Source organism: Neisseria sp. P0024.S006 (assembly GCF_051956595.1).
GTDB lineage: Bacteria > Pseudomonadota > Gammaproteobacteria > Burkholderiales > Neisseriaceae > Neisseria.
On the sequence record NZ_JBQCXH010000001.1, the window covers coordinates 624,426 to 642,770 of the forward strand.

Below are 18,345 nucleotides of genomic sequence, written 5' to 3' on the forward strand. Positions count from 1 at the left end.
GACAATTTGCTCAATAGCAGACAGGTTTACAAAACAGTTGCAGGAAAAGGCAGGAAATATCAAGTATGGTTTCGTTCAAGAGAGGAATGTTTACTTTTTGTCCTTAGTAATCCGATCCGAATACCGCATCTATTCTTGCCTGCGCTTCAGCGTATTCTATGCCTTGGTAAAAGTCACGTATCAGCGGATGTTTGCCACTTTGATGGGGTTGCAGCAGAGGGCGTTGGTTATTAGACTGTGTAACAACATTACAATGCAGACCGAAGGTGTTGGTTTCATATGGGGGCAGCCAGTTGCATATCATACCGAAATAAACAACGTTTTCCGAATTATCATGAAAGTGGCTTTTATAATCGTTAAAACTCTTTTCGCTGACAGATACCCATACGCCGTATTCCAACGTTTCCTCATGTCCGATAATGGGGATATGCAGCACCGTGCGGATAAAGCGGTCAGTTTGGTCAGGATAGCGGATAATACAGAAATCACCGTTACACTCGGCTTGGTAGGTACTACGTTCGTCCTCGCTTAGCTCATTATAGGGATCTGGAGTGATAAAGCCGATTGCGGGCATCTCTTCATGGTTTTCGCCGCAGGAAGTACAAGTGTACATAATGGATTCCTTTTGAATTTTAGATTCTTTAATTCCACAACCAACTTTCCAAACAGGCCGTCTGAAAACAGACCGCCATTTCGGGTTTGAAAGATAAACCAGTGGCTATTGTACCTGCCAAATCCGTCCATATCCCAACTTTCCACATCCAAATTTCCATATTTTTTGCAAACTACCGTCAAATTTGAACAATATCTGCTTGTGATTGCTTTCAGACGGCCTTATCTTTGGTAGAATTCCAACTTAATCCAGTTATCAATCAATATCTATCGTGGGACGGCGGCCATGTTTGCATTTTTAGAATCTTTTTTCGTTGAATACGGCTATGCGGCCGTGTTTTTCGTTTTGGTTATTTGCGGCTTCGGCGTACCGATTCCTGAAGATTTGACGCTGGTAACCGGCGGCGTAATCTCCGGCCTGGGTTATACCAACTCGCATATTATGTTTGCCGTCGGTATGCTCGGCGTATTGGTAGGCGACGGCTTTATGTTTGCGGCCAGCCGGATTTGGGGACAAAAAATCCTTAAATTCAAACCGATCGCGCGTGTGATGACGCCCAAACGCTATGCCCAAGTACAGGAAAAATTCGACAAATACGGCAACTGGGTTTTATTTGTCGCCCGCTTCCTGCCCGGCCTGCGTACCGCCGTTTTCGTGACTGCAGGCATCAGCCGCAAGGTTTCCTACCTGCGCTTTATCCTGATGGACGGTTTGGCCGCGCTGATTTCCGTGCCGGTTTGGATTTATTTGGGCGAATACGGCGCACGCAATACCGACTGGCTGATGAAAAAAATGCACAGCCTGCAATCAGGTATCTTTATCGTACTGGGCATCGGCGCAGTCATTGTCGGCTGGATTTGGTGGAAAAAACACCGCCGCCACACCTTCTTCCGCGAGAAACTGCACGAAAAACGCGCGGCAAAAGCTAAAAAACAAACCAATCAATAAACCATTCCAGGCCGTCTGAAACACTTCCCCTCTTTCAGACGGCCTCAATCATTCATCAGAAACACCATGAAACAAAAAATCTTCGTCCTCTACACCGGCGGCACCATTGGCATGACCCAAAGCAGCGCTGGCCTGCGTCCCGATACCGCTCTCGTCGATAAAGCCCTTACCCCCTTTTCAGACGGCCTTGATTTCGTATGGCACGTTTGTCAGCCGCTCATCGATTCTTCCGCGGTAACGCTGCAAAACCAACGCGACTGGTTGGAACTTATTATCGCCAAGCTGCCTGACTATGACGGCATTTTGGTGTTGCACGGCACGGATACCATGGCATACACCTCCAACCTCTTCGCCCTCTCACTGCAAGGTTTGAACAAACCCGTTATCCTGACTGGCTCGCAATGGCCTTACGATGCCGCCAACAGCGATGCGCCGCGCAACCTGGCCACCGCCGTTTCCGCTTTCTCGCTCAAGCTCAAACAAGTGGCGATTGCCTTTGACGGCAAGCTCTTCCCCGCCGTCGGCAGCAGCAAGGTCAGCACCGAAACCGCCGCAGGTTTCGACAACCTGCATTTTGGCGCACTCGCCGAATGGGAGGAAAACAAAGGTTGGCACAATATCCGTACCGCCCCGGCACAACATTCAGACGGCCTCAAACCGCGTCTTCCCAATTCTGAAGCCAAAGTTTCCGTCCGCACGCTGATTCCCGGTTATGCCGCGCAAGAACTTTCAGACGGCCTGCCCCACCTTTGCGCCCAAGCCCTGATTCTGCAAAGCTACGGCCACGGCAATGCGCCGAGTAACGATGCGTTTGTCCGAGCCGTTCAAGCCTTTACGCAACAAGGCAAGTTGCTGCTCAACATCAGCCAAGTGCCGCAAGGTTGCGCCGCCGCCGTCTATGCCCAAGGCGATGCTTTGCGTCAGGCAGGCATCATCAACGGCGGCAAATGCAATCTTGAAACGGCCACCGCGCTGATGACCCTTGCCGTATCGCATGACTGGAATGCGGATAAGGTGCGACAAGAATTGCGACAATTAAATCTGCGGTAACCGCCATTAAATATGACTTTCACCGACACCCACTGCCATCTTGTCGATCCCAAACTTGCCGACACGCTGCCTGCCGTGCTTGCCGAAGCGCAAGCCGCCGGCGTGACGCGTTTTATCGTACCGGCTACATCTCCCAAGGATTGGCACTCCGTTGCACAGTTGGAAAGGCCGTCTGAAAATATCCATATCGCTTTGGGCATTCATCCGTGGTTTTCAGACGGCCTCAACGAAGCGGCATTCCAAGAGTTAGAGAAAGAATTAATCCGGCATCCGCAAGCATGGGTTGGCGAAATCGGCTTGGATTTTTATGGCAAAGAGCAAACCCAAGCGCAACGCGACACGCAGATCGACGTCTTTATCCGCCAACTTATCCTCGCCCAACACCTCAACCGCCGCGTCATCATCCATAATCTGAAAGCCACCACCGCCATTGCCGCCGCCGTCAAAACCGCCGGTTTCACGCTAGGCGGTATTGTTCACGCATTCTCCGGCAGCGTAGAAGAAGCGCGGATTTTGGTAAAACTCGGCTTCAAAATCGGTATAGGCTCACTGCTGCTCAATCCCAATGCCAAAAAAGTCCGTACCGCCTTACAAGCCTTAGATGACACGGATTTCGTTCTCGAAACCGACAGCCCTTTTATGCTCGGCCACGAAACCAATACCCCGGCCAACATCCGCCGTATCGCCGAAATTGCCGCCGAACTGCGCGGCGTACCGCTGGCACAACTGGCTGAAGCAACCGAGCAAAACGTGAATTCCCTGCTCCATACTTCCCCTTAACATACCGACCTCAAGGCATCAAAAAGCCTCGCCCGTCCGTTCCGTTTCCAAACGGACACACTCAGCCCTCCCTACCCCATATTCATGGATAAAAAGCGATACAAGGCCGTCTGAAAAAATGTTTTTGGCACAAAATATCGTTCACTCCGTCATCTCGGCTTTTTAACACCGTATTTTCCCTTTGATTGATAAAAAGTATTACGCATATTATTGGGCAAACTTTTTATTTACGTTAAAATATGCTTTTTTTTGATAATAAGGCCGTCTGAAAAAGGCGGAAACTAATTATGGCTGAACAACATACACACGCTTCCACCTGGAAGAGCAAAATCAATGCTCTGGGCCCAGGTATCATGATGGCTTCGGCGGCAGTCGGCGGCTCGCACCTGATTGCCTCCACGCAGGCAGGCGCACTTTACGGCTGGCAGCTTGCGCTGATTATTATTCTGACCAACCTGTTCAAATACCCGTTTTTCCGCTTCAGCGCGCATTACACGCTGGACACGGGCAAAAGCCTGATTGAGGGCTATGCCGAAAAAAGCCGCGTTTATTTGTGGGTATTTTTGATTTTGTGTATTGCATCGGCAACGATTAATGCCGGTGCAGTCGCCATCGTTACCGCCGCCATCGTCAAAATGGCAATCCCGTCGCTGACTTTCGATGCCGGCATGGTATCCGTCATGATTATGGTTTCCTGCCTGCTGATTTTGGCAAGCGGCCGCTATAAAGCATTGGACAACGTTTCCAAAATCATCATCGTCAGCCTGACCATCGCCACCGTCGCCGCAGCCGCCGTGGCCATGTCTCGCGGCATGCAGATGAAACCCGACTTTATCGAGCCTACCCCATGGACACTGGCAGGCTTGGGCTTCCTCATCGCATTGATGGGCTGGATGCCTGCGCCGATTGAAATTTCCGCCATCAACTCTTTGTGGGTTACCGAAAAACAACGCATCAACCCTTCCAGCTACCGCGACGGTATTTTCGACTTCAACGTCGGCTACATCACCAGCGCGATTTTGGCAGTCGTCTTCCTCGCCTTGGGTGCATATGTCCAATACGGCAACGGCGAAGAAGTGCAAATGGCGGGCGGCAAATATGTCGGCCAACTGATTAATATGTACGCCGTGACCATCGGCGACTGGTCTCGTCCATTAGTGGCATTTATCGCCTTCGCCTGCATGTACGGCACGACGATTACCGTAGTGGACGGCTACGCCCGCGCGATTGCCGAACCGGTACGCCTGCTGCGCGGTAAAGACAAAACCGGCAACCTCGAACTGTTTGCTTGGAACATTTGGGTCGCAGGCTCAGGCTTGGCCGTGATTTTCTGGTTCAACAGCGCAATGGCCGAGCTGCTCAAATTCGCCATGATTACCGCTTTCGTTGCCGCCCCAGTGTTCGCTTGGTTGAACTACCGCCTCGTCAAAGGCGACAAACGCCACAAACTGACCATGGGCATGAACTTCCTCGCCATTATCGGTTTGATTTATTTGACCGGCTTTACCGTTTTGTTCCTGCTGAACCAAACAGGCATCTTGGCTGCGCCTAAATAAGCACATATGAAAAAAGGCCGTCTGAAACTTCAAAACAGGTTTCAGACGGCCTTTCCAATCCATCATATCTTTTTGAATTTCCATTCAAACCCATTATAATAACGCCTTATTTCGCCGTTGCAGACCACTCGACGGCATCCGTATTTTGGAAAATTTATGAAGCCGTCTATCTTAGAAAAACTACAACAACTCAGCGACCGACTGGAAGAAGTCACGCATTTGCTCGGACAGCCTGAAGCCACGTCCGATATGGACAACTACCGCAAACTCACGCGCGAACACGCCGAATTGACCCCCGTGGTCGAAGTGTTCCAAAACTATCAGCTGGCGCAAAGCGACTTGGCGGATGCCGAAGAAATGCTGTCCGACCCTGAGATGAAAGACTTTGCCGCCGAAGAAATCGAAGCGGCCAAAGCCAAAATCGACACGCTCGATACCGAACTGCAAAAACTCTTGCTGCCCAAAGATGCCGACGACGACAAAAACATCTTCATCGAGGTGCGCGCCGGAACAGGCGGCGACGAAGCCGCGCTGTTTGCAGGCGATTTGCTGCGCATGTACAGCCGCTACGCCGAACGCAACCGCTGGCAGGTCGAAATCGTTTCCGCCAACGAAAGCGAGTTGGGCGGCTATAAAGAAGTCATCGCCCGCATTATCGGACTCGGGGCGTACAGCCGTCTGAAATTCGAATCGGGCGGCCACCGCGTGCAACGCGTCCCTGCCACCGAAAGCCAAGGCCGTATCCACACCTCAGCCTGTACCGTTGCCGTCATGCCCGAAGCGGACGAACTCGAAGACATCGAGTTGAACCCGGCCGACCTGCGCATCGACACCTTCCGCGCATCCGGCGCGGGCGGTCAGCACATCAACAAAACCGACTCTGCCGTCCGCATCACCCACCTGCCCACCGGCATGGTGGTCGAATGCCAAGACGGCCGCAGCCAACACGCCAATAAAGCGCAGGCGATGAAAGTCCTCGCCGCCCGCTTAAACGACGCACAAAAACGCGAAGCCCAAGCCAAAGAGGCTGCCGAACGCAAATCCCTCATCGGCAGCGGCGACCGCAGCGAGCGCATCCGCACCTACAACTATCCCCAAGGCCGCGTAACCGACCACCGCATCAACCTCACCCTGCACAAGCTGGATTTTGTGATGGACGGCGACTTGGAAGAAATCACCAACGCTCTGATTGCCGAGCATCAAGCCGAGCTTTTGGCGGCCATGGGGGATTGATGGATTTGGTCCATTGCGTTTATACTTTTCAGACGGCCTGATGACATATGTCAATATGACCGTGTATATGTTATCCCAAAGTGATAAAATGCAGCACCAGCTGCGCCACAGCAACACCCTTCTACAATCACCGAATGAGAGGACACAAAATGGCAAAAATCCTGATCGCACCGGTATCCGCCGGTCTGAACGCCGATGCAGCGGCAAAAGCATTTGCAGCGGCATTGAATGCGCAAGTTTTCCAAGCCGTTGACTCCACTACAGAAGCCCTGTTGGCTCAAGGCAAGAGCGACGACTGGTTTGACGCGCTTGTCGGTAAAGTTGCAGCATTGAACGCAGATAACCTCGTTATCGAAGGCATCACTCCTAATGCGGACAAATTGTTCTTGGCAGGCAAAAACGTCGAATTGGCGCTGTCTTTGGACGCAGGCGTTGTCTTAGCACTGAAATCCGATAATACCGACGCGGCCGCCCTCGCCCAACAATTAAACCTCGCCAAACAGCTCTACACCAATTCCCCGGGCTTATTGGAAGGCTTCATCATTGACGGCGCAGCCGCTACTTTGGGCGCACAAGTTGCCGAGCAAACCGGCCTGACTTTCTTCGGCTCCAGCGACAAACTACAAGACGTATCCGCTTTGGCCAAACGTGAAGCCAAACGCTTGTCTCCGGCCCAATTCCGTTATAACCTGATCGATTTCGCACAAAAAGCCAATATGCGCATCGTTCTGCCTGAAGGCGCCGAACCGCGCACCGTCGCCGCCGCCGCCATCTGTCACGAAAAAGGCATCGCCCGTTGCGTACTGTTGGCTACCCGCGAAGAAGTTGAAGCCGTGGCCAAAGAACGCGGTATCTCCCTGCCTGATTCTTTGGAAATCATCGATCCTGCCTCTTTGGTTGAGCAATACGTCGAGCCTATGTGCGAATTGCGCAAATCTAAAGGCCTGACTCCGGAAGATGCCCGCAAACAGCTGCAAGATACCGTCGTACTGGGCACCATGATGATGGCTCAAAACGACGTGGACGGTTTGGTTTCCGGCGCAGTCCACACCACTGCCAACACCATCCGCCCTGCCCTGCAACTGATTAAAACCGCTCCGGGTGCAAGCCTCGTATCCAGCGTATTCTTCATGTTGCTGCCTAACCAAGTTTTGGTATTCGGCGACTGCGCGGTCAACCCGAACCCAACGCCTGAGCAACTGGCCGACATCGCCATCCAATCTGCCGATACCGCCAAAGCTTTCGGTATCGATCCGAAAGTGGCCATGATTTCCTACTCTACCATCAACTCAGGCAGCGGTCCTGACGTCGATGCCGTGATCGAAGCCACCAAACTGGCAAAAGAGAAACGTCCTGATTTGGAAATCGACGGTCCGCTGCAATACGATGCGGCCACCGTTCCATCCATCGGCAAATCCAAAGCTCCGGGAAGCGCTGTCGCAGGTCAGGCAACCGTCCTGATTTTCCCAAGCCTCAACACCGGCAACTGTACTTACAAAGCCGTACAACGCAGCGCCAACGTCCTGAGCGTAGGCCCATTGCTGCAAGGCTTGCGTAAACCGGTTAACGACTTGTCCCGCGGCGCATTGATTGAAGACATCGTCTTCACCATCGCCCTGACTGCCGTTCAAGCCAAACAAATGCAAGGCTGATTGACGAGCTGATGCTTTGAAATCAAAGGCCGTCTGAAACCGATGTTTCAGACGGCCTTTCGTATCTTTACGCCAACTATATTATAATTCGCCATTATTTTCTGAAAGACTGCCCCGATGACTGCCTACCAGCAACAACTAGCCGACAAAAAGCAATATCTTCAGCAACTTTTCCAAGGACTGGATTTTCCAGAAATCGAAGTCTTTGAATCTCCGGAACAGCATTACAGAATGCGTGCCGAGTTCCGCATCTGGCATGAAGGCGGCGAAATGTTTTACGCCATGTTTGAGCGCGGGCAAAAGGCAAGCGGGGCAAGCCTGATCCGTTGCGACCAATTTCCTGCCGCATCCGAATCCATCAATGCCTTGATGCCGAAACTGATTGAAGCCGCATCCAATCATCCCGAGCTGAAAAACCGCTGGTACGCCGTCGAATTTTTATCCACTTTAAGCGGCGAAATGCTGGTTACCATGATTTACCACAAGAAGCTGAACGAAGCATGGCAACAAGCCGCGCAAGAGCTGGCGCACAATTTGGGCATCCACATCATCGGCCGCAGCCGCGGACAAAAAATCATATTGAGCCAAGATTTCGTAACCGAAGCATTGACAGTCAACGGCAAAACCTTCCGCTACCGTCAAATCGAAGGCAGCTTTACCCAACCTAATGCCCAAGTGTGCCAAAAAATGCTGACGTGGGCGTGTGATGCCGCGCAAAACTTAGGCAAAGACCTGCTTGAGCTATATTGCGGCAATGGCAATTTTACCCTGCCGCTTTCGCAACATTTCAATCAAGTGCTGGCAACCGAAGTTTCCAAAACTTCCGTCAATGCCGCCCAGTGGAATATTGAAGCCAACCAAATTACCAATCTCAAAATCGCCCGCCTGTCTGCGGAAGAGTTTACCGAGGCCTACACGCAAAACCGTGAATTCCGCCGTCTGCAAGAACAAGGCATCGACTTGAAAGACTATGATTTTTCAACTATTTTCGTTGATCCTCCGCGCGCCGGTGTCGATGATGAGACGCTCAAATTGGTTGCCCGATTCGACAACGTCCTCTATATTTCCTGTAATCCTGAGACCCTGCGCGCCAACCTCGACACGCTCTGTCAAACCCATACCATCGAACGCACCGCCCTGTTCGACCAATTCCCATTTACCCACCATATCGAAAGTGGCGTTTGGTTGAAGAAAAAATAAAACCATACAAAAAGGCCGTCTGAATGTTCAGACGGCCTTTAATTAACAGCATATTAAGCGATTTTCAAATCAATCCGCTTCCAAAACCACTTTCATGGCTTGGTTTTCAGCAGCGTGTTTGAATACATCGTAAGCTTTTTCCAATTCGCTGAATTTGAAATGGTGGGTCATCATTTTGGTGTAATCCACTGGGCTGCTGGAAATGGCTTTCATCAGCATTTCGGTGGTATTCGCGTTAACCAGGCCTGTTGTGATGGCAAGGTTTTTAATCCACAGTTTTTCCAGTTTGAAATCAACGGATTGACCATGTACGCCAACCACAGCGATATGGCCGCCGGGTTTCACGATATCTTGGCACATATTCCAAGTTGCAGGGATACCGACCGCTTCGATGGCGCAATCTACGCCGTCTTCGCCGACGATAGTGGCAACTTGCTTGCTCACATCGCCGGAAGCAGGGTTGATGGTATAGGTTGCGCCCAATTCTTTCGCCAGTTTCAAACGATTTTCGTCCATATCGCAAACAATGATGGCGGCAGGACTATACAGTTGTGCAGTCAGCAAGGCGGACATGCCGACAGGGCCTGCGCCTGCGATGAATACGGTATCGCCGGGTTTCACATCGCCATATTGCACGCCGATTTCGTGGGCGGTCGGCAAGGCATCGCTCAACAACAGGGCAACTTCTTCGTTGACGTTGTCAGGCAGCGGAACCAAGCTGTTGTCGGCATAAGGCGTACGGACGTATTCGGCCTGAGTACCGTCAATCATATAACCCAAGATCCAACCACCGTTGCGGCAGTGTGAATAAAGTTGGATTTTACAGTTGTCGCAAGTACAGCATTTGCTGACACATGAAATAATGACTTTATCACCGACTTTGATGTTTTTTACAGCATCGCCGACTTCTTCTACAATACCGATGCCCTCATGACCGAGAATACGACCGTCGGCAACTTCGGGGTTTTTGCCTTTCCAAATACCCAAGTCGGTACCGCAAATCGTGGTTTTAACGATTTTGACGACTGCATCGGTCGGATCGATAATTTGAGGGCGGGGCTTTTCTTCAAAACGGATGTCGTTTGCGCCGTGATAAACCATTGCTTTCATGTGAATCTCCTTGAGTGGTTAATAAACTTTAACAATACTGCGTAAATCCACGTTAACTATATTTATATACCCCTCCACCAGATAAGTCAATTCTGATTATTATTTATAATGTTATAATATAACTTATTGTTTTAAAAATAAATAATTAAAAGGTAAATATTAATGAACACACCCACATCATTCGCACGCCGACTCATTGATTGGCAACGGCAACACGGCCGTCACGACTTGCCTTGGCAGGTCAAAGACCCTTATTCCGTCTGGCTTTCAGAAATCATGCTCCAGCAAACGCAGGTTGCCACCGTATTGGACTACTATCCGCGTTTCTTAGCTAAATTCCCAACCGTGCAATCGCTAGCCGCCGCGCCGCAAGACGAGGTTTTATCTTTATGGGCAGGCTTGGGCTATTACAGCCGTGCACGCAATCTACACAAAGCCGCGCAACAAGTCGTCGGACAATTCGGCGGTATCTTTCCTTCCGAGCGCAAAGACTTGGAAACGCTCTGCGGTGTAGGCAGAAGTACCGCCGCTGCCATTTCTGCCTTTGCTTTCAACCGACGAGAAACCATCTTGGACGGCAACGTCAAACGCGTTCTCTGCCGTGTCTTTGCCCAAGACGGCAATCCGCAAGACAAAAAATTTGAAAACTCGCTCTGGACGCTTGCCGAAAGCCTGCTGCCGTCTGAAAACGCCGATATGCCTGCCTACACGCAAGGCTTGATGGACTTGGGCGCAACCGTCTGCAAACGGACAAAACCTTTGTGCCATCAATGCCCGATGGTAGACATCTGCGAAGCAAAAAAGCAAAACCGTATTGACGAGCTGCCGCGCAAAAAAACTGCCCTTGAAGTACATACCCTGCCGCTTTACTGGCTGATTATTCGTAACCAAGACGGTGCATTATTGCTTGAAAAACGCCCTGCCAAAGGTATTTGGGGCGGTCTGTATTGCGTACCCTGTTTTGAAAAATTAGACGATTTGTATGCTTACGCCGAACGCTTCGGCATTATTTCAGACGGCCTTGAAGAACAAACCACGTTTACCCACCGCCTGACCCACCGCTTATTGATGATTACCCCTTTTCAGACGCAACAAAGGCCGTCTGAACATCTTTCAGACGGCCTTTGGGTATCATCGGAACATTTGACGGATTATGGTTTGCCCAAACCTTTAATCAAATATTTGGCTAAAGGCTAAACCGCCCTATTCCACAATCTCTTTAAATACAACTTCTTTTCCGCCGCGAATCAGTACGGCAAACCCATCGCCAATCTGCCAACGCGAGCTTGGATTGGCGTACTCGACGCCCTGACTGCGCAAGCGGACTTGCACCAGTTTCTCAACCGTATTGCCTTCATGCAGCTCAACCATCATCGGGCTGTGGCTGTTGATATAAATTGCAGTAATCGTCCGACCTTGTGCGGATTGATAACGGACAGAATACGTCTGCGCCTGTGCGATGACCGGTAACGGCGCGTCAGGGCGCACGGCCTTATACGAACCGCACGCAGCGCACAAACTCAGGCACAAAGCGCAGATGATTTTGTTCAACATAGGCATAGATTAGTAATGGTGATGCGGAATCTCGCCATCAAGACGATAGTAAGTGCTGCAATACGGGCATTCAATCTCACTGTTGGACTGAATCGGCAAGAACACGCGCGGATGGCCGTTCCATGTTTCATGATTAGGGCCGGAGCAATGCAGCGGCAAATCCTGCGGTTTGATGACTACAACGTTTTTTTCAGACTGTGTACTCATGGTTTGGTTCCTCACTATGTTTTCTTATCTTCCGATATTGTAAAGCAAAACGGCCGCTAGGTTCAGACTGAAAACATTATATAATCACTTTTTTCAGACGGCCTTTGATGATTATGACGACCCTGCTCCGCCTTCAAGATTTCGATACTTCCGATTCCGCTTCATTTCTTTATACACTCAGCGCAGCCTATTTGGACCACACCGAACAGGCAGGCGACGAGGAAATGTCCGGCCTCAACGACGAACAGCATACATTGACTGCCCTTTGCTACCTCGACAGCCAGGTTCAAGAAGGCGGCTTTGTACAGCTTATCGCTTCAGGATACGGAGAATACATCTTCGGCAATCCGGTTGCCGACAGCCTGCGCCGCTGGCGCATCAAACCGATACCAAAAATCTTAGACAAAGCCAAAGCTCTGTACGAAAAACATGGCGAAGCCATTGAAAAAATGGCAGACGAGCAAAGGGGTTTCGACGAAATCCGCAAAGCTTTTCCCGATTTTGAAGAGCTTGACGGCGATTATTATGATGTTGCCGACGAAGACTTGGAAACCGCAGCAGCCTACGTTCAGGCAAATTGGGATAAATTTGCCAAACTGTCAGGCTGAAACCATAAAACTTTGCCGGTTTGAATCATCTGTTCAAACCGGCAAAATCATCAATACGTCAAATTAACGTTTGTTTTTCTGATAAATCGGCATCACTTCAGGCAACATTTTGCGGATTGCATTGATACGCGCCTGATTGGTTGGGTGAGTCGACAAAATAGCCAATGAGCTGCCGCCCTGTACTTTGTTCATTTTTTCCCACACGCTTACCGCTGCCTCAGGGTTGTAGCCTGCTTCAGCCATCAAACGCACACCGCCGGCATCCGCTTCGCTTTCCTGATAACGTGAGAACGGTTTGGTCGCCAACAAATCTGCACCCAAGCCGACCAAATCACCATCCACACCGGTTGAGCTGGCCAAAATCGAACCGCCCAAGCCGGTCAATACTTGTCCGCCCAAAGCTTTTTTACTGTGTTCCAACAAAGCATGGGTCATTTCATGGCCGACAACGGCGGCAATTTCATCATCAGTCAGCTTCAATTTTTCTACTATGCCGGTGTACACGGCCATTTTACCGCCCGGCATTGCCCATGCGTTCATTTCATCACTGCGGATAACGTTCATCTGCCAGTTGAAAGGCACGCCGGTTTTGTTGGCGCGCTCAGCATGAGGACGCAGACGTGCAAACACGCGTTGAACGCGTTGAGCAGTTGGAGATGAAACATCCAAAGCTTTTTGACCACGCGCTTTTTGAATGACTTGTGAGTAACTTTTAGCCGCGTCTTCATTTAAAGTCGCAGTATCGTAGCCAACCATATCCGCTACGGAAGTACAGCCGGTCAACGCCAAAATCACGCCCATGCCGGCCCAATATTTTTTATTCCATTTTCCCAACATGTTTTCTCTCTGTGTTTTTAAGTTAATGTAACGACATTGTACCCAAATTTAATACACTTTACACAAAAGGCCGTCTGAACGGTTTCAGACGGCCTTTAAGCGCAATATTTAAGAGCGGCGCTGCAACATCCAAGACTCAATCTTACGCGCATCGTTCACGCGTGTTGTGGAAGACGGAGAGTTGAGCAATACGATGGTAATCGGCTGATTCTGTACATTGGCCTTAACCACCATAGAACGTCCTGCCTCGCGGATATAGCCGGTTTTCTGCAATTCAATATTCCAGCTGCCCTCACGCACCAAGGCATTGGAGTTTTTGTAGTTTTGACGACCATTTGCCGTCCAAACCGAGCCATAATTTGAAGTAGAATTTTTGCGGATCAGCGGATATTTGCTGGCTGCCGCAACCATGCGGTTCAAATCGCGTGCAGTTGAAACGTTTTGGAAATTCAAACCGGTAGGCTCATAGAAACGGCTGCTGGTCATGCCCAGGCTTTGTGCTTTGGCATTCATTGCTGCAACAAACGCGCTCATACCACCCGGATAGGTACGGCCCAACGCATGGGTAGCACGGTTTTCACTGCTCATCAGGCTCAGGTGCAACAGTTCGCCGCGTGTCAGTGTCGTGCCGATGCTCAAACGGCTGCCCGTACCTTTCAGACGGTCGATTTCAGCCTCAGTAATCGTGATAGGCTCGTTCATATCCAGATGCGCATCCAACACCACCATCGCGCTCATCAATTTGGAAATAGAGGCAATCGGCATGACACGATCAGGGTTTTTCTGATACAGCACTTCACCGGTTTTATTATTGAAAATCAAAGCAGATTGCGAAGACAGCAAAGGACCTGCCAAAGCGGCTTGAGCTTCGACTTGGTCGGCATGACTCAACGCAAAAGCTTCCATCGGGTCATTTTGCACTGGGAAATTTTGTTCCAAAAATTGTCCCAATACATCCATATCATCGGCAACGGCAGGTGCAGAAGCAAAGGCCAATGCCACACCTGTCCATACCATTCCTAAAGTTTTATAGAATTTCATATCTGCCAATTCAAAAAAATACATTTAATTCAACATTCTGTTAAATTTTTTGCTAATTGTAAAGCGAGTTGAGAAAACTTTGCGTTTGTTTGCGAGATATTCAAATCCAGCACCCTCATCTGTTTCTTAGACGATACGGCGCAATGCCTGCTCTGATTTGAAAAAACACAAGATAGTTATTATACTTAGGCTCCTTTGTCAGAGGCACTCCCTCAATCCGGCAATACGCCCGAAATATCTGTTCCCCCTTTACAACACAGCCTCCATACAACCATACGAAGAAATTATTATGTCTGAAGAAAAACGCACCTGTTCATTCTGCGGGAAGTCCGAAAACGACGTTAAAAATCTGATCGAAGGCGAACACGCCTTCATCTGCAACGAATGTGTAGAAACTTGCGGCATGATGCTGCAAGACAACGAATCAGGCGAGATTGAAAACGAGCTTGCCAAAGTGAACGCAGAAAACACCGAGAAAAAACTGCCTACCCCGGCCGAAATCGTTGCCAACTTCAACGACCACGTTATCGGTCAGGAACACGCAAAAAAAGCGTTGGCAGTATCGGTTTACAACCACTACAAACGCCTGCGCCACCCGAAAGCAGAGGGCAAAGTCGAGTTGTCCAAATCCAACATCCTGCTCATCGGCCCTACCGGCTCAGGTAAAACTCTGTTGGCGCAATCTTTGGCGCGCAAACTGGATGTTCCTTTTGTCATGGCGGATGCCACAACTTTGACCGAAGCCGGTTATGTTGGTGAAGATGTCGAACAAATCATCACCAAACTTTTGGGCAAATGTGATTTTGACGTTGAAAAAGCCCAGCGCGGCATCGTTTATATCGATGAAATCGATAAAATTTCACGCAAAAGCGACAATCCGTCCATCACGCGCGACGTATCCGGCGAAGGCGTGCAACAAGCCTTGCTGAAACTGATTGAAGGCACGGTAGCGAGCGTTCCTCCGCAAGGCGGCCGCAAACATCCGAACCAAGAATTCATCAACGTTGATACCACCAACATCCTCTTTATCTGCGGCGGTGCATTTGCCGGCTTGGAAAAAGTCATCCGCCAACGTACTGAAAAAGGTGGTATCGGCTTTGGTGCGGCGGTGCACAGCAAAGATGAAAACGCCGATATTTCAGCCCTGTTTGAAACAGTCGAGCCTGAAGACTTAATTAAATTCGGTTTGATTCCCGAGCTTATCGGCCGTCTGCCCGTGATTGCCACATTGGCAGAATTGGACGAAGATGCTTTGGTCAACATTTTGACCGAACCGAAAAATGCCTTGGTCAAACAATATCAAACCTTGTTTGCAATGGAAGATATCGGTCTTGAGTTTGAAGAAGACGCCTTGCACAGCATCGCCAAACTGGCGATGGAACGCAAAACCGGTGCGCGCGGCCTGCGCTCTATCGTCGAACGTTGCCTCTTGGACACCATGTACGCCCTACCGGATTTGAAAGGCGTAGCAAAAGTCGTCATCAATAAAGAGGTCGTGGAAAAAGGCGAACAGCCAAAACTTTTCCGTGCAGACGGCAGCGAATATAAGCAATAAGGATCATTCTCCGAAAAAGACGTGTACTCGCTACACGTCTTTTTTATTTTTTAATAAAACCAAAAGTATATCTTTGAATAATGGTCTTATACATGAAAAACAAAGGCCGTCTGAAACATATTCAGACGGCCTTTGTTTTCAAGTTGCTCTAAGTCTGCCTTCATCCGGAGTATTGATGAGAGTGACTTCCTTGAATTTTATGAAGCTTATTTTTTTACTTTTTTAACAGCTTTTTTAGCTGGAGCAGCTTTGGCGGCAGGTTCAGAAGCCGCAGCTTCAGGAGCAGCAGTTTCAGGAGCAGCTACTGGTTCAGATGCAGCAGGCTCGGAGGCAGCTGATTCAGCCGTACGTTGATAGCCTTTGCCTTTCATGCAGGCATCAAATACAGCGCGATCAGCATTTTCACCAGATGCTTGTTGACATTGAGTCATTGCTTCTTCAACAGTGATGCGTGGCGCTGCCGCTTCTTCAGGTTTGGAAGAAGAACAAGCTGCCAACATCAGGCTACCGGTTGCAAGAGCGATCAATAAAGTTTTCATAATTGTATATTCCTAAATTTTGATTTTATGGTTTACCGTTAAACGGGAGATACAGGCTACAAAACAAGCTCTGCACCTCAATATTGAGTACGTGAGTACAATTTAGTTTCATTTCAGCCTGTAAGTTTTTGATAAATTAATTCTATTGATGTTAAGACAAATGCTTAATTCCTAATAAACTCAAAACCTTGCAGACCAGTAAATTTTTCTGTTTTTGAACTGTAAAAATATCAAAACATGGTCAATCCTAGCCGCAACCACCATTTTGGGAGTCCCTCTTTTTATGGCATAATGGACTACTTGACGGATTATTCCGCTCCCCATTTTTTTCAAACCGCAGAATCAACATCATACTGCGGTTTGTCCATTTCAGAATCAGATTTTTCAGACGGCCTATCATTCAAAAGGCCGTCTGAACAGAAAGCCACCATCATGAATCCTTTCTCTTCACTCGGTTTAGGCAGCGAATTAGTCTCTGCCCTGACCGATCAGGGTTATGAAAACCCGACGCCTATCCAAGCAGTAGCAATTCCCAAAGCCTTGGCAGGACACGACCTTTTGGCCGCAGCACAAACCGGCACAGGTAAAACCGCCGCCTTTATGCTGCCCAGCCTCGAACGCCTGAAACGCTACGCCACATCCAGCACCTCCCCTGCCATGCACCCTGTTCGTATGTTGGTATTGACCCCAACCCGCGAACTGGCTGATCAAATTGACCAAAACGTGCAGGCATACATTAAAAATCTTCCTTTGCGTCACACCGTCCTCTTCGGAGGCGTCAATATGGATAAACAAACTGCCGACTTGCGCGCCGGTTGCGAAATCGTTGTCGCTACGGTTGGCCGACTGCTTGACCACGTCAAACAAAAAAATATTAATTTAAACAAAGTTGAAATCGTTGTACTCGATGAAGCCGACCGTATGCTTGATATGGGTTTCATCGACGATATCCGCAAAATCATGCAGATGTTGCCCAAACAGCGACAAACCCTGCTTTTTTCCGCCACTTTCTCACCTCCTATCCGCAAGCTCGCGCAAGATTTTATGCACACGCCCGAAATGGTTGAAGTGGCTGCGCAAAACACCACCAACGCCAATGTCGAGCAACACATCATTGCCGTTGATGCACTCAAAAAACGCAACCTGCTCGAACGTCTGATTGTTGATTTGCATATGAATCAAGTCATTGTATTCTGCAAAACCAAACAAAGCGTCGATCAAGTTACCCGCGACCTCGTCCGCCGCAACATTGCCGCGCAATCCATCCACGGCGACAAATCCCAACAAAGCCGACTAGAAACCCTCAACGCCTTTAAAGAAGGTACATTACGCGTTTTGGTTGCCACCGACGTTGCCGCGCGCGGTCTGGATATTGCCGAGTTGCCTTTCGTCATCAACTACGAGCTGCCAACCCAACCTGAAGACTACGTCCACCGCATCGGACGTACCGGCCGGGCCGGTGCCGACGGCGTTGCCATTTCCTTGATGGATAAAACCGAACAGAAAATGTTTGAATCTATTAAAGAACTAACCGGCAGCGATTTGAATGTGGAACGCATCGAAGGCTTTGAGCCGCATTGGTGGGGCACCGACAATCAAGATGAAGCCGAAGCACAACTGGTTCAGCACAACGACAGCTGCTCTCGTCGCGATGATAGAAACAAACGCAACGAATACGCGAGCAAGTCAGATAAAAACTCGAAAAAAGCAGAAGAGAAAAACGATCCGGGTATTGCCTGCGGCAAAATTGCTGGCAGAACACGCCGCAGCCGTCACGAGCGTCAGCCTTGCGCCCTGCTCCAACCTGGTTTTGGCGTAAAGTAAACAACGCTGATTAATCGGTTTCTGATTATTTATCCTAA

18 protein-coding genes are annotated in these 18,345 nt (G+C 49.6%); 11 read left to right on the forward strand and 7 right to left on the reverse strand.

Annotation, left to right across the window (positions count from 1 at the left end):
* Window positions 1-103 precede the first annotated feature (103 nt).
* Window positions 104-613, reverse strand: a complete 510-nt coding sequence (locus tag ACTHUF_RS03005) for a DUF2199 domain-containing protein (RefSeq protein ID WP_083324777.1) — start codon at window positions 611-613, stop codon at window positions 104-106.
* Window positions 614-898: 285 nt separating this feature from the next.
* Here ACTHUF_RS03005 and ACTHUF_RS03010 point away from each other — a divergent pair, with 285 nt between their 5' ends.
* From ACTHUF_RS03010 to trmA, 7 genes are all read left to right on the forward strand, one after another.
* Window positions 899-1,561, forward strand: coding sequence for a DedA family protein (locus ACTHUF_RS03010; protein ID WP_440407001.1), 663 nt, complete (start codon window positions 899-901; stop codon window positions 1,559-1,561).
* Window positions 1,562-1,627: 66 nt separating this feature from the next.
* Window positions 1,628-2,611: an asparaginase gene (locus ACTHUF_RS03015; protein ID WP_315093848.1), complete on the forward strand. Its 984-nt coding sequence runs from the start codon at window positions 1,628-1,630 to the stop codon at window positions 2,609-2,611.
* Between the two features lie 12 nt (window positions 2,612-2,623).
* Window positions 2,624-3,391: a TatD family hydrolase gene (locus ACTHUF_RS03020; protein ID WP_070823927.1), complete on the forward strand. Its 768-nt coding sequence runs from the start codon at window positions 2,624-2,626 to the stop codon at window positions 3,389-3,391.
* Between the two features lie 287 nt (window positions 3,392-3,678).
* The gene (locus ACTHUF_RS03025; RefSeq protein ID WP_049348944.1) at window positions 3,679-4,947 is read left to right on the forward strand and encodes an Nramp family divalent metal transporter; all 1,269 of its coding nucleotides are present in this window, start codon (window positions 3,679-3,681) and stop codon (window positions 4,945-4,947) included.
* A gap of 156 nt (window positions 4,948-5,103) precedes the next feature.
* Window positions 5,104-6,180, forward strand: a complete 1,077-nt coding sequence (gene prfA, locus ACTHUF_RS03030; protein ID WP_003745798.1) for a peptide chain release factor 1 — start codon at window positions 5,104-5,106, stop codon at window positions 6,178-6,180.
* Window positions 6,181-6,329: 149 nt separating this feature from the next.
* A complete protein-coding gene (pta, locus tag ACTHUF_RS03035) occupies window positions 6,330-7,832 on the forward strand; it encodes a phosphate acetyltransferase (RefSeq protein ID WP_315093843.1) in 1,503 nt (500 codons plus the stop codon).
* Between the two features lie 117 nt (window positions 7,833-7,949).
* Complete coding sequence (gene trmA, locus ACTHUF_RS03040; RefSeq protein ID WP_070849400.1) at window positions 7,950-9,032, forward strand: tRNA (uridine(54)-C5)-methyltransferase TrmA; 1,083 nt, start codon at window positions 7,950-7,952, stop codon at window positions 9,030-9,032.
* A 69-nt stretch (window positions 9,033-9,101) separates the two neighbouring features.
* Here trmA and ACTHUF_RS03045 read toward each other — a convergent pair whose 3' ends face one another.
* Window positions 9,102-10,142 carry a zinc-dependent alcohol dehydrogenase family protein gene (locus tag ACTHUF_RS03045; protein WP_440407005.1) on the reverse strand — a complete coding sequence of 347 codons (1,041 nt, stop codon included), beginning with the start codon at window positions 10,140-10,142 and terminating at the stop codon, window positions 9,102-9,104.
* A gap of 162 nt (window positions 10,143-10,304) precedes the next feature.
* On the opposite strand from ACTHUF_RS03045, the gene mutY reads away from it, so the two are divergent.
* Window positions 10,305-11,339 carry an A/G-specific adenine glycosylase gene (gene mutY / locus ACTHUF_RS03050; protein WP_315093838.1) on the forward strand — a complete coding sequence of 345 codons (1,035 nt, stop codon included), beginning with the start codon at window positions 10,305-10,307 and terminating at the stop codon, window positions 11,337-11,339.
* A gap of 6 nt (window positions 11,340-11,345) precedes the next feature.
* Here mutY and ACTHUF_RS03055 read toward each other — a convergent pair whose 3' ends face one another.
* On the reverse strand, window positions 11,346-11,702 hold the full coding sequence (locus ACTHUF_RS03055) for a hypothetical protein (protein ID WP_070823323.1): 357 nt from the start codon (window positions 11,700-11,702) through the stop codon (window positions 11,346-11,348).
* A 3-nt stretch (window positions 11,703-11,705) separates the two neighbouring features.
* Window positions 11,706-11,903, reverse strand: a complete 198-nt coding sequence (locus ACTHUF_RS03060; RefSeq protein ID WP_036491686.1) for a zinc-finger domain-containing protein — start codon at window positions 11,901-11,903, stop codon at window positions 11,706-11,708.
* 113 nt (window positions 11,904-12,016) lie between these two features.
* Between ACTHUF_RS03060 and ACTHUF_RS03065 the strand changes: the two genes are divergently transcribed.
* The gene (locus ACTHUF_RS03065; RefSeq protein WP_049352179.1) at window positions 12,017-12,511 is read left to right on the forward strand and encodes a DMP19 family protein; all 495 of its coding nucleotides are present in this window, start codon (window positions 12,017-12,019) and stop codon (window positions 12,509-12,511) included.
* A gap of 63 nt (window positions 12,512-12,574) precedes the next feature.
* On the opposite strand, the gene ACTHUF_RS03070 is transcribed toward ACTHUF_RS03065, so the two are convergent.
* Window positions 12,575-13,348 carry a M48 family metallopeptidase gene (locus tag ACTHUF_RS03070; RefSeq protein WP_049329845.1) on the reverse strand — a complete coding sequence of 258 codons (774 nt, stop codon included), beginning with the start codon at window positions 13,346-13,348 and terminating at the stop codon, window positions 12,575-12,577.
* Window positions 13,349-13,456: 108 nt separating this feature from the next.
* Complete coding sequence (locus ACTHUF_RS03075) at window positions 13,457-14,365, reverse strand: serine hydrolase (RefSeq protein ID WP_371440889.1); 909 nt, start codon at window positions 14,363-14,365, stop codon at window positions 13,457-13,459.
* A gap of 313 nt (window positions 14,366-14,678) precedes the next feature.
* On the opposite strand from ACTHUF_RS03075, the gene clpX reads away from it, so the two are divergent.
* On the forward strand, window positions 14,679-15,944 hold the full coding sequence (gene clpX, locus ACTHUF_RS03080; protein WP_440407008.1) for an ATP-dependent Clp protease ATP-binding subunit ClpX: 1,266 nt from the start codon (window positions 14,679-14,681) through the stop codon (window positions 15,942-15,944).
* Window positions 15,945-16,150: 206 nt separating this feature from the next.
* Here clpX and ACTHUF_RS03085 read toward each other — a convergent pair whose 3' ends face one another.
* On the reverse strand, window positions 16,151-16,483 hold the full coding sequence (locus ACTHUF_RS03085; protein WP_137040409.1) for a hypothetical protein: 333 nt from the start codon (window positions 16,481-16,483) through the stop codon (window positions 16,151-16,153).
* A 360-nt stretch (window positions 16,484-16,843) separates the two neighbouring features.
* Here ACTHUF_RS03085 and ACTHUF_RS03090 point away from each other — a divergent pair, with 360 nt between their 5' ends.
* A complete protein-coding gene (locus ACTHUF_RS03090; RefSeq protein WP_371464924.1) occupies window positions 16,844-18,307 on the forward strand; it encodes a DEAD/DEAH box helicase in 1,464 nt (487 codons plus the stop codon).
* The last annotated feature ends 38 nt before the right edge of the window (window positions 18,308-18,345 follow it).

Excerpts from the sequence above, each read along its gene's own strand:
- ACTHUF_RS03005 (WP_083324777.1), bottom strand. The coding sequence starts at position 613 with ATGTACACTTGTACTTCCTGCGGCGAAAACCATGAAGAGATGCCCGCA.
- clpX (WP_440407008.1), top strand. The coding sequence starts at position 14,679 with ATGTCTGAAGAAAAACGCACCTGTTCATTCTGCGGGAAGTCCGAAAAC.
- ACTHUF_RS03025 (WP_049348944.1), top strand. The coding sequence starts at position 3,679 with ATGGCTGAACAACATACACACGCTTCCACCTGGAAGAGCAAAATCAAT.
- mutY (WP_315093838.1), top strand. The coding sequence starts at position 10,305 with ATGAACACACCCACATCATTCGCACGCCGACTCATTGATTGGCAACGG.
- ACTHUF_RS03065 (WP_049352179.1), top strand. The coding sequence starts at position 12,017 with ATGACGACCCTGCTCCGCCTTCAAGATTTCGATACTTCCGATTCCGCT.
- ACTHUF_RS03015 (WP_315093848.1), top strand. The coding sequence starts at position 1,628 with ATGAAACAAAAAATCTTCGTCCTCTACACCGGCGGCACCATTGGCATG.
- ACTHUF_RS03085 (WP_137040409.1), bottom strand. The coding sequence starts at position 16,483 with ATGAAAACTTTATTGATCGCTCTTGCAACCGGTAGCCTGATGTTGGCA.
- pta (WP_315093843.1), top strand. The coding sequence starts at position 6,330 with ATGGCAAAAATCCTGATCGCACCGGTATCCGCCGGTCTGAACGCCGAT.
- ACTHUF_RS03075 (WP_371440889.1), bottom strand. The coding sequence starts at position 14,365 with ATGGTATGGACAGGTGTGGCATTGGCCTTTGCTTCTGCACCTGCCGTT.
- prfA (WP_003745798.1), top strand. The coding sequence starts at position 5,104 with ATGAAGCCGTCTATCTTAGAAAAACTACAACAACTCAGCGACCGACTG.
- ACTHUF_RS03060 (WP_036491686.1), bottom strand. The coding sequence starts at position 11,903 with ATGAGTACACAGTCTGAAAAAAACGTTGTAGTCATCAAACCGCAGGAT.
- ACTHUF_RS03045 (WP_440407005.1), bottom strand. The coding sequence starts at position 10,142 with ATGAAAGCAATGGTTTATCACGGCGCAAACGACATCCGTTTTGAAGAA.
- trmA (WP_070849400.1), top strand. The coding sequence starts at position 7,950 with ATGACTGCCTACCAGCAACAACTAGCCGACAAAAAGCAATATCTTCAG.
- ACTHUF_RS03010 (WP_440407001.1), top strand. The coding sequence starts at position 899 with ATGTTTGCATTTTTAGAATCTTTTTTCGTTGAATACGGCTATGCGGCC.
- ACTHUF_RS03020 (WP_070823927.1), top strand. The coding sequence starts at position 2,624 with ATGACTTTCACCGACACCCACTGCCATCTTGTCGATCCCAAACTTGCC.
- ACTHUF_RS03055 (WP_070823323.1), bottom strand. The coding sequence starts at position 11,702 with ATGCCTATGTTGAACAAAATCATCTGCGCTTTGTGCCTGAGTTTGTGC.
- ACTHUF_RS03070 (WP_049329845.1), bottom strand. The coding sequence starts at position 13,348 with ATGTTGGGAAAATGGAATAAAAAATATTGGGCCGGCATGGGCGTGATT.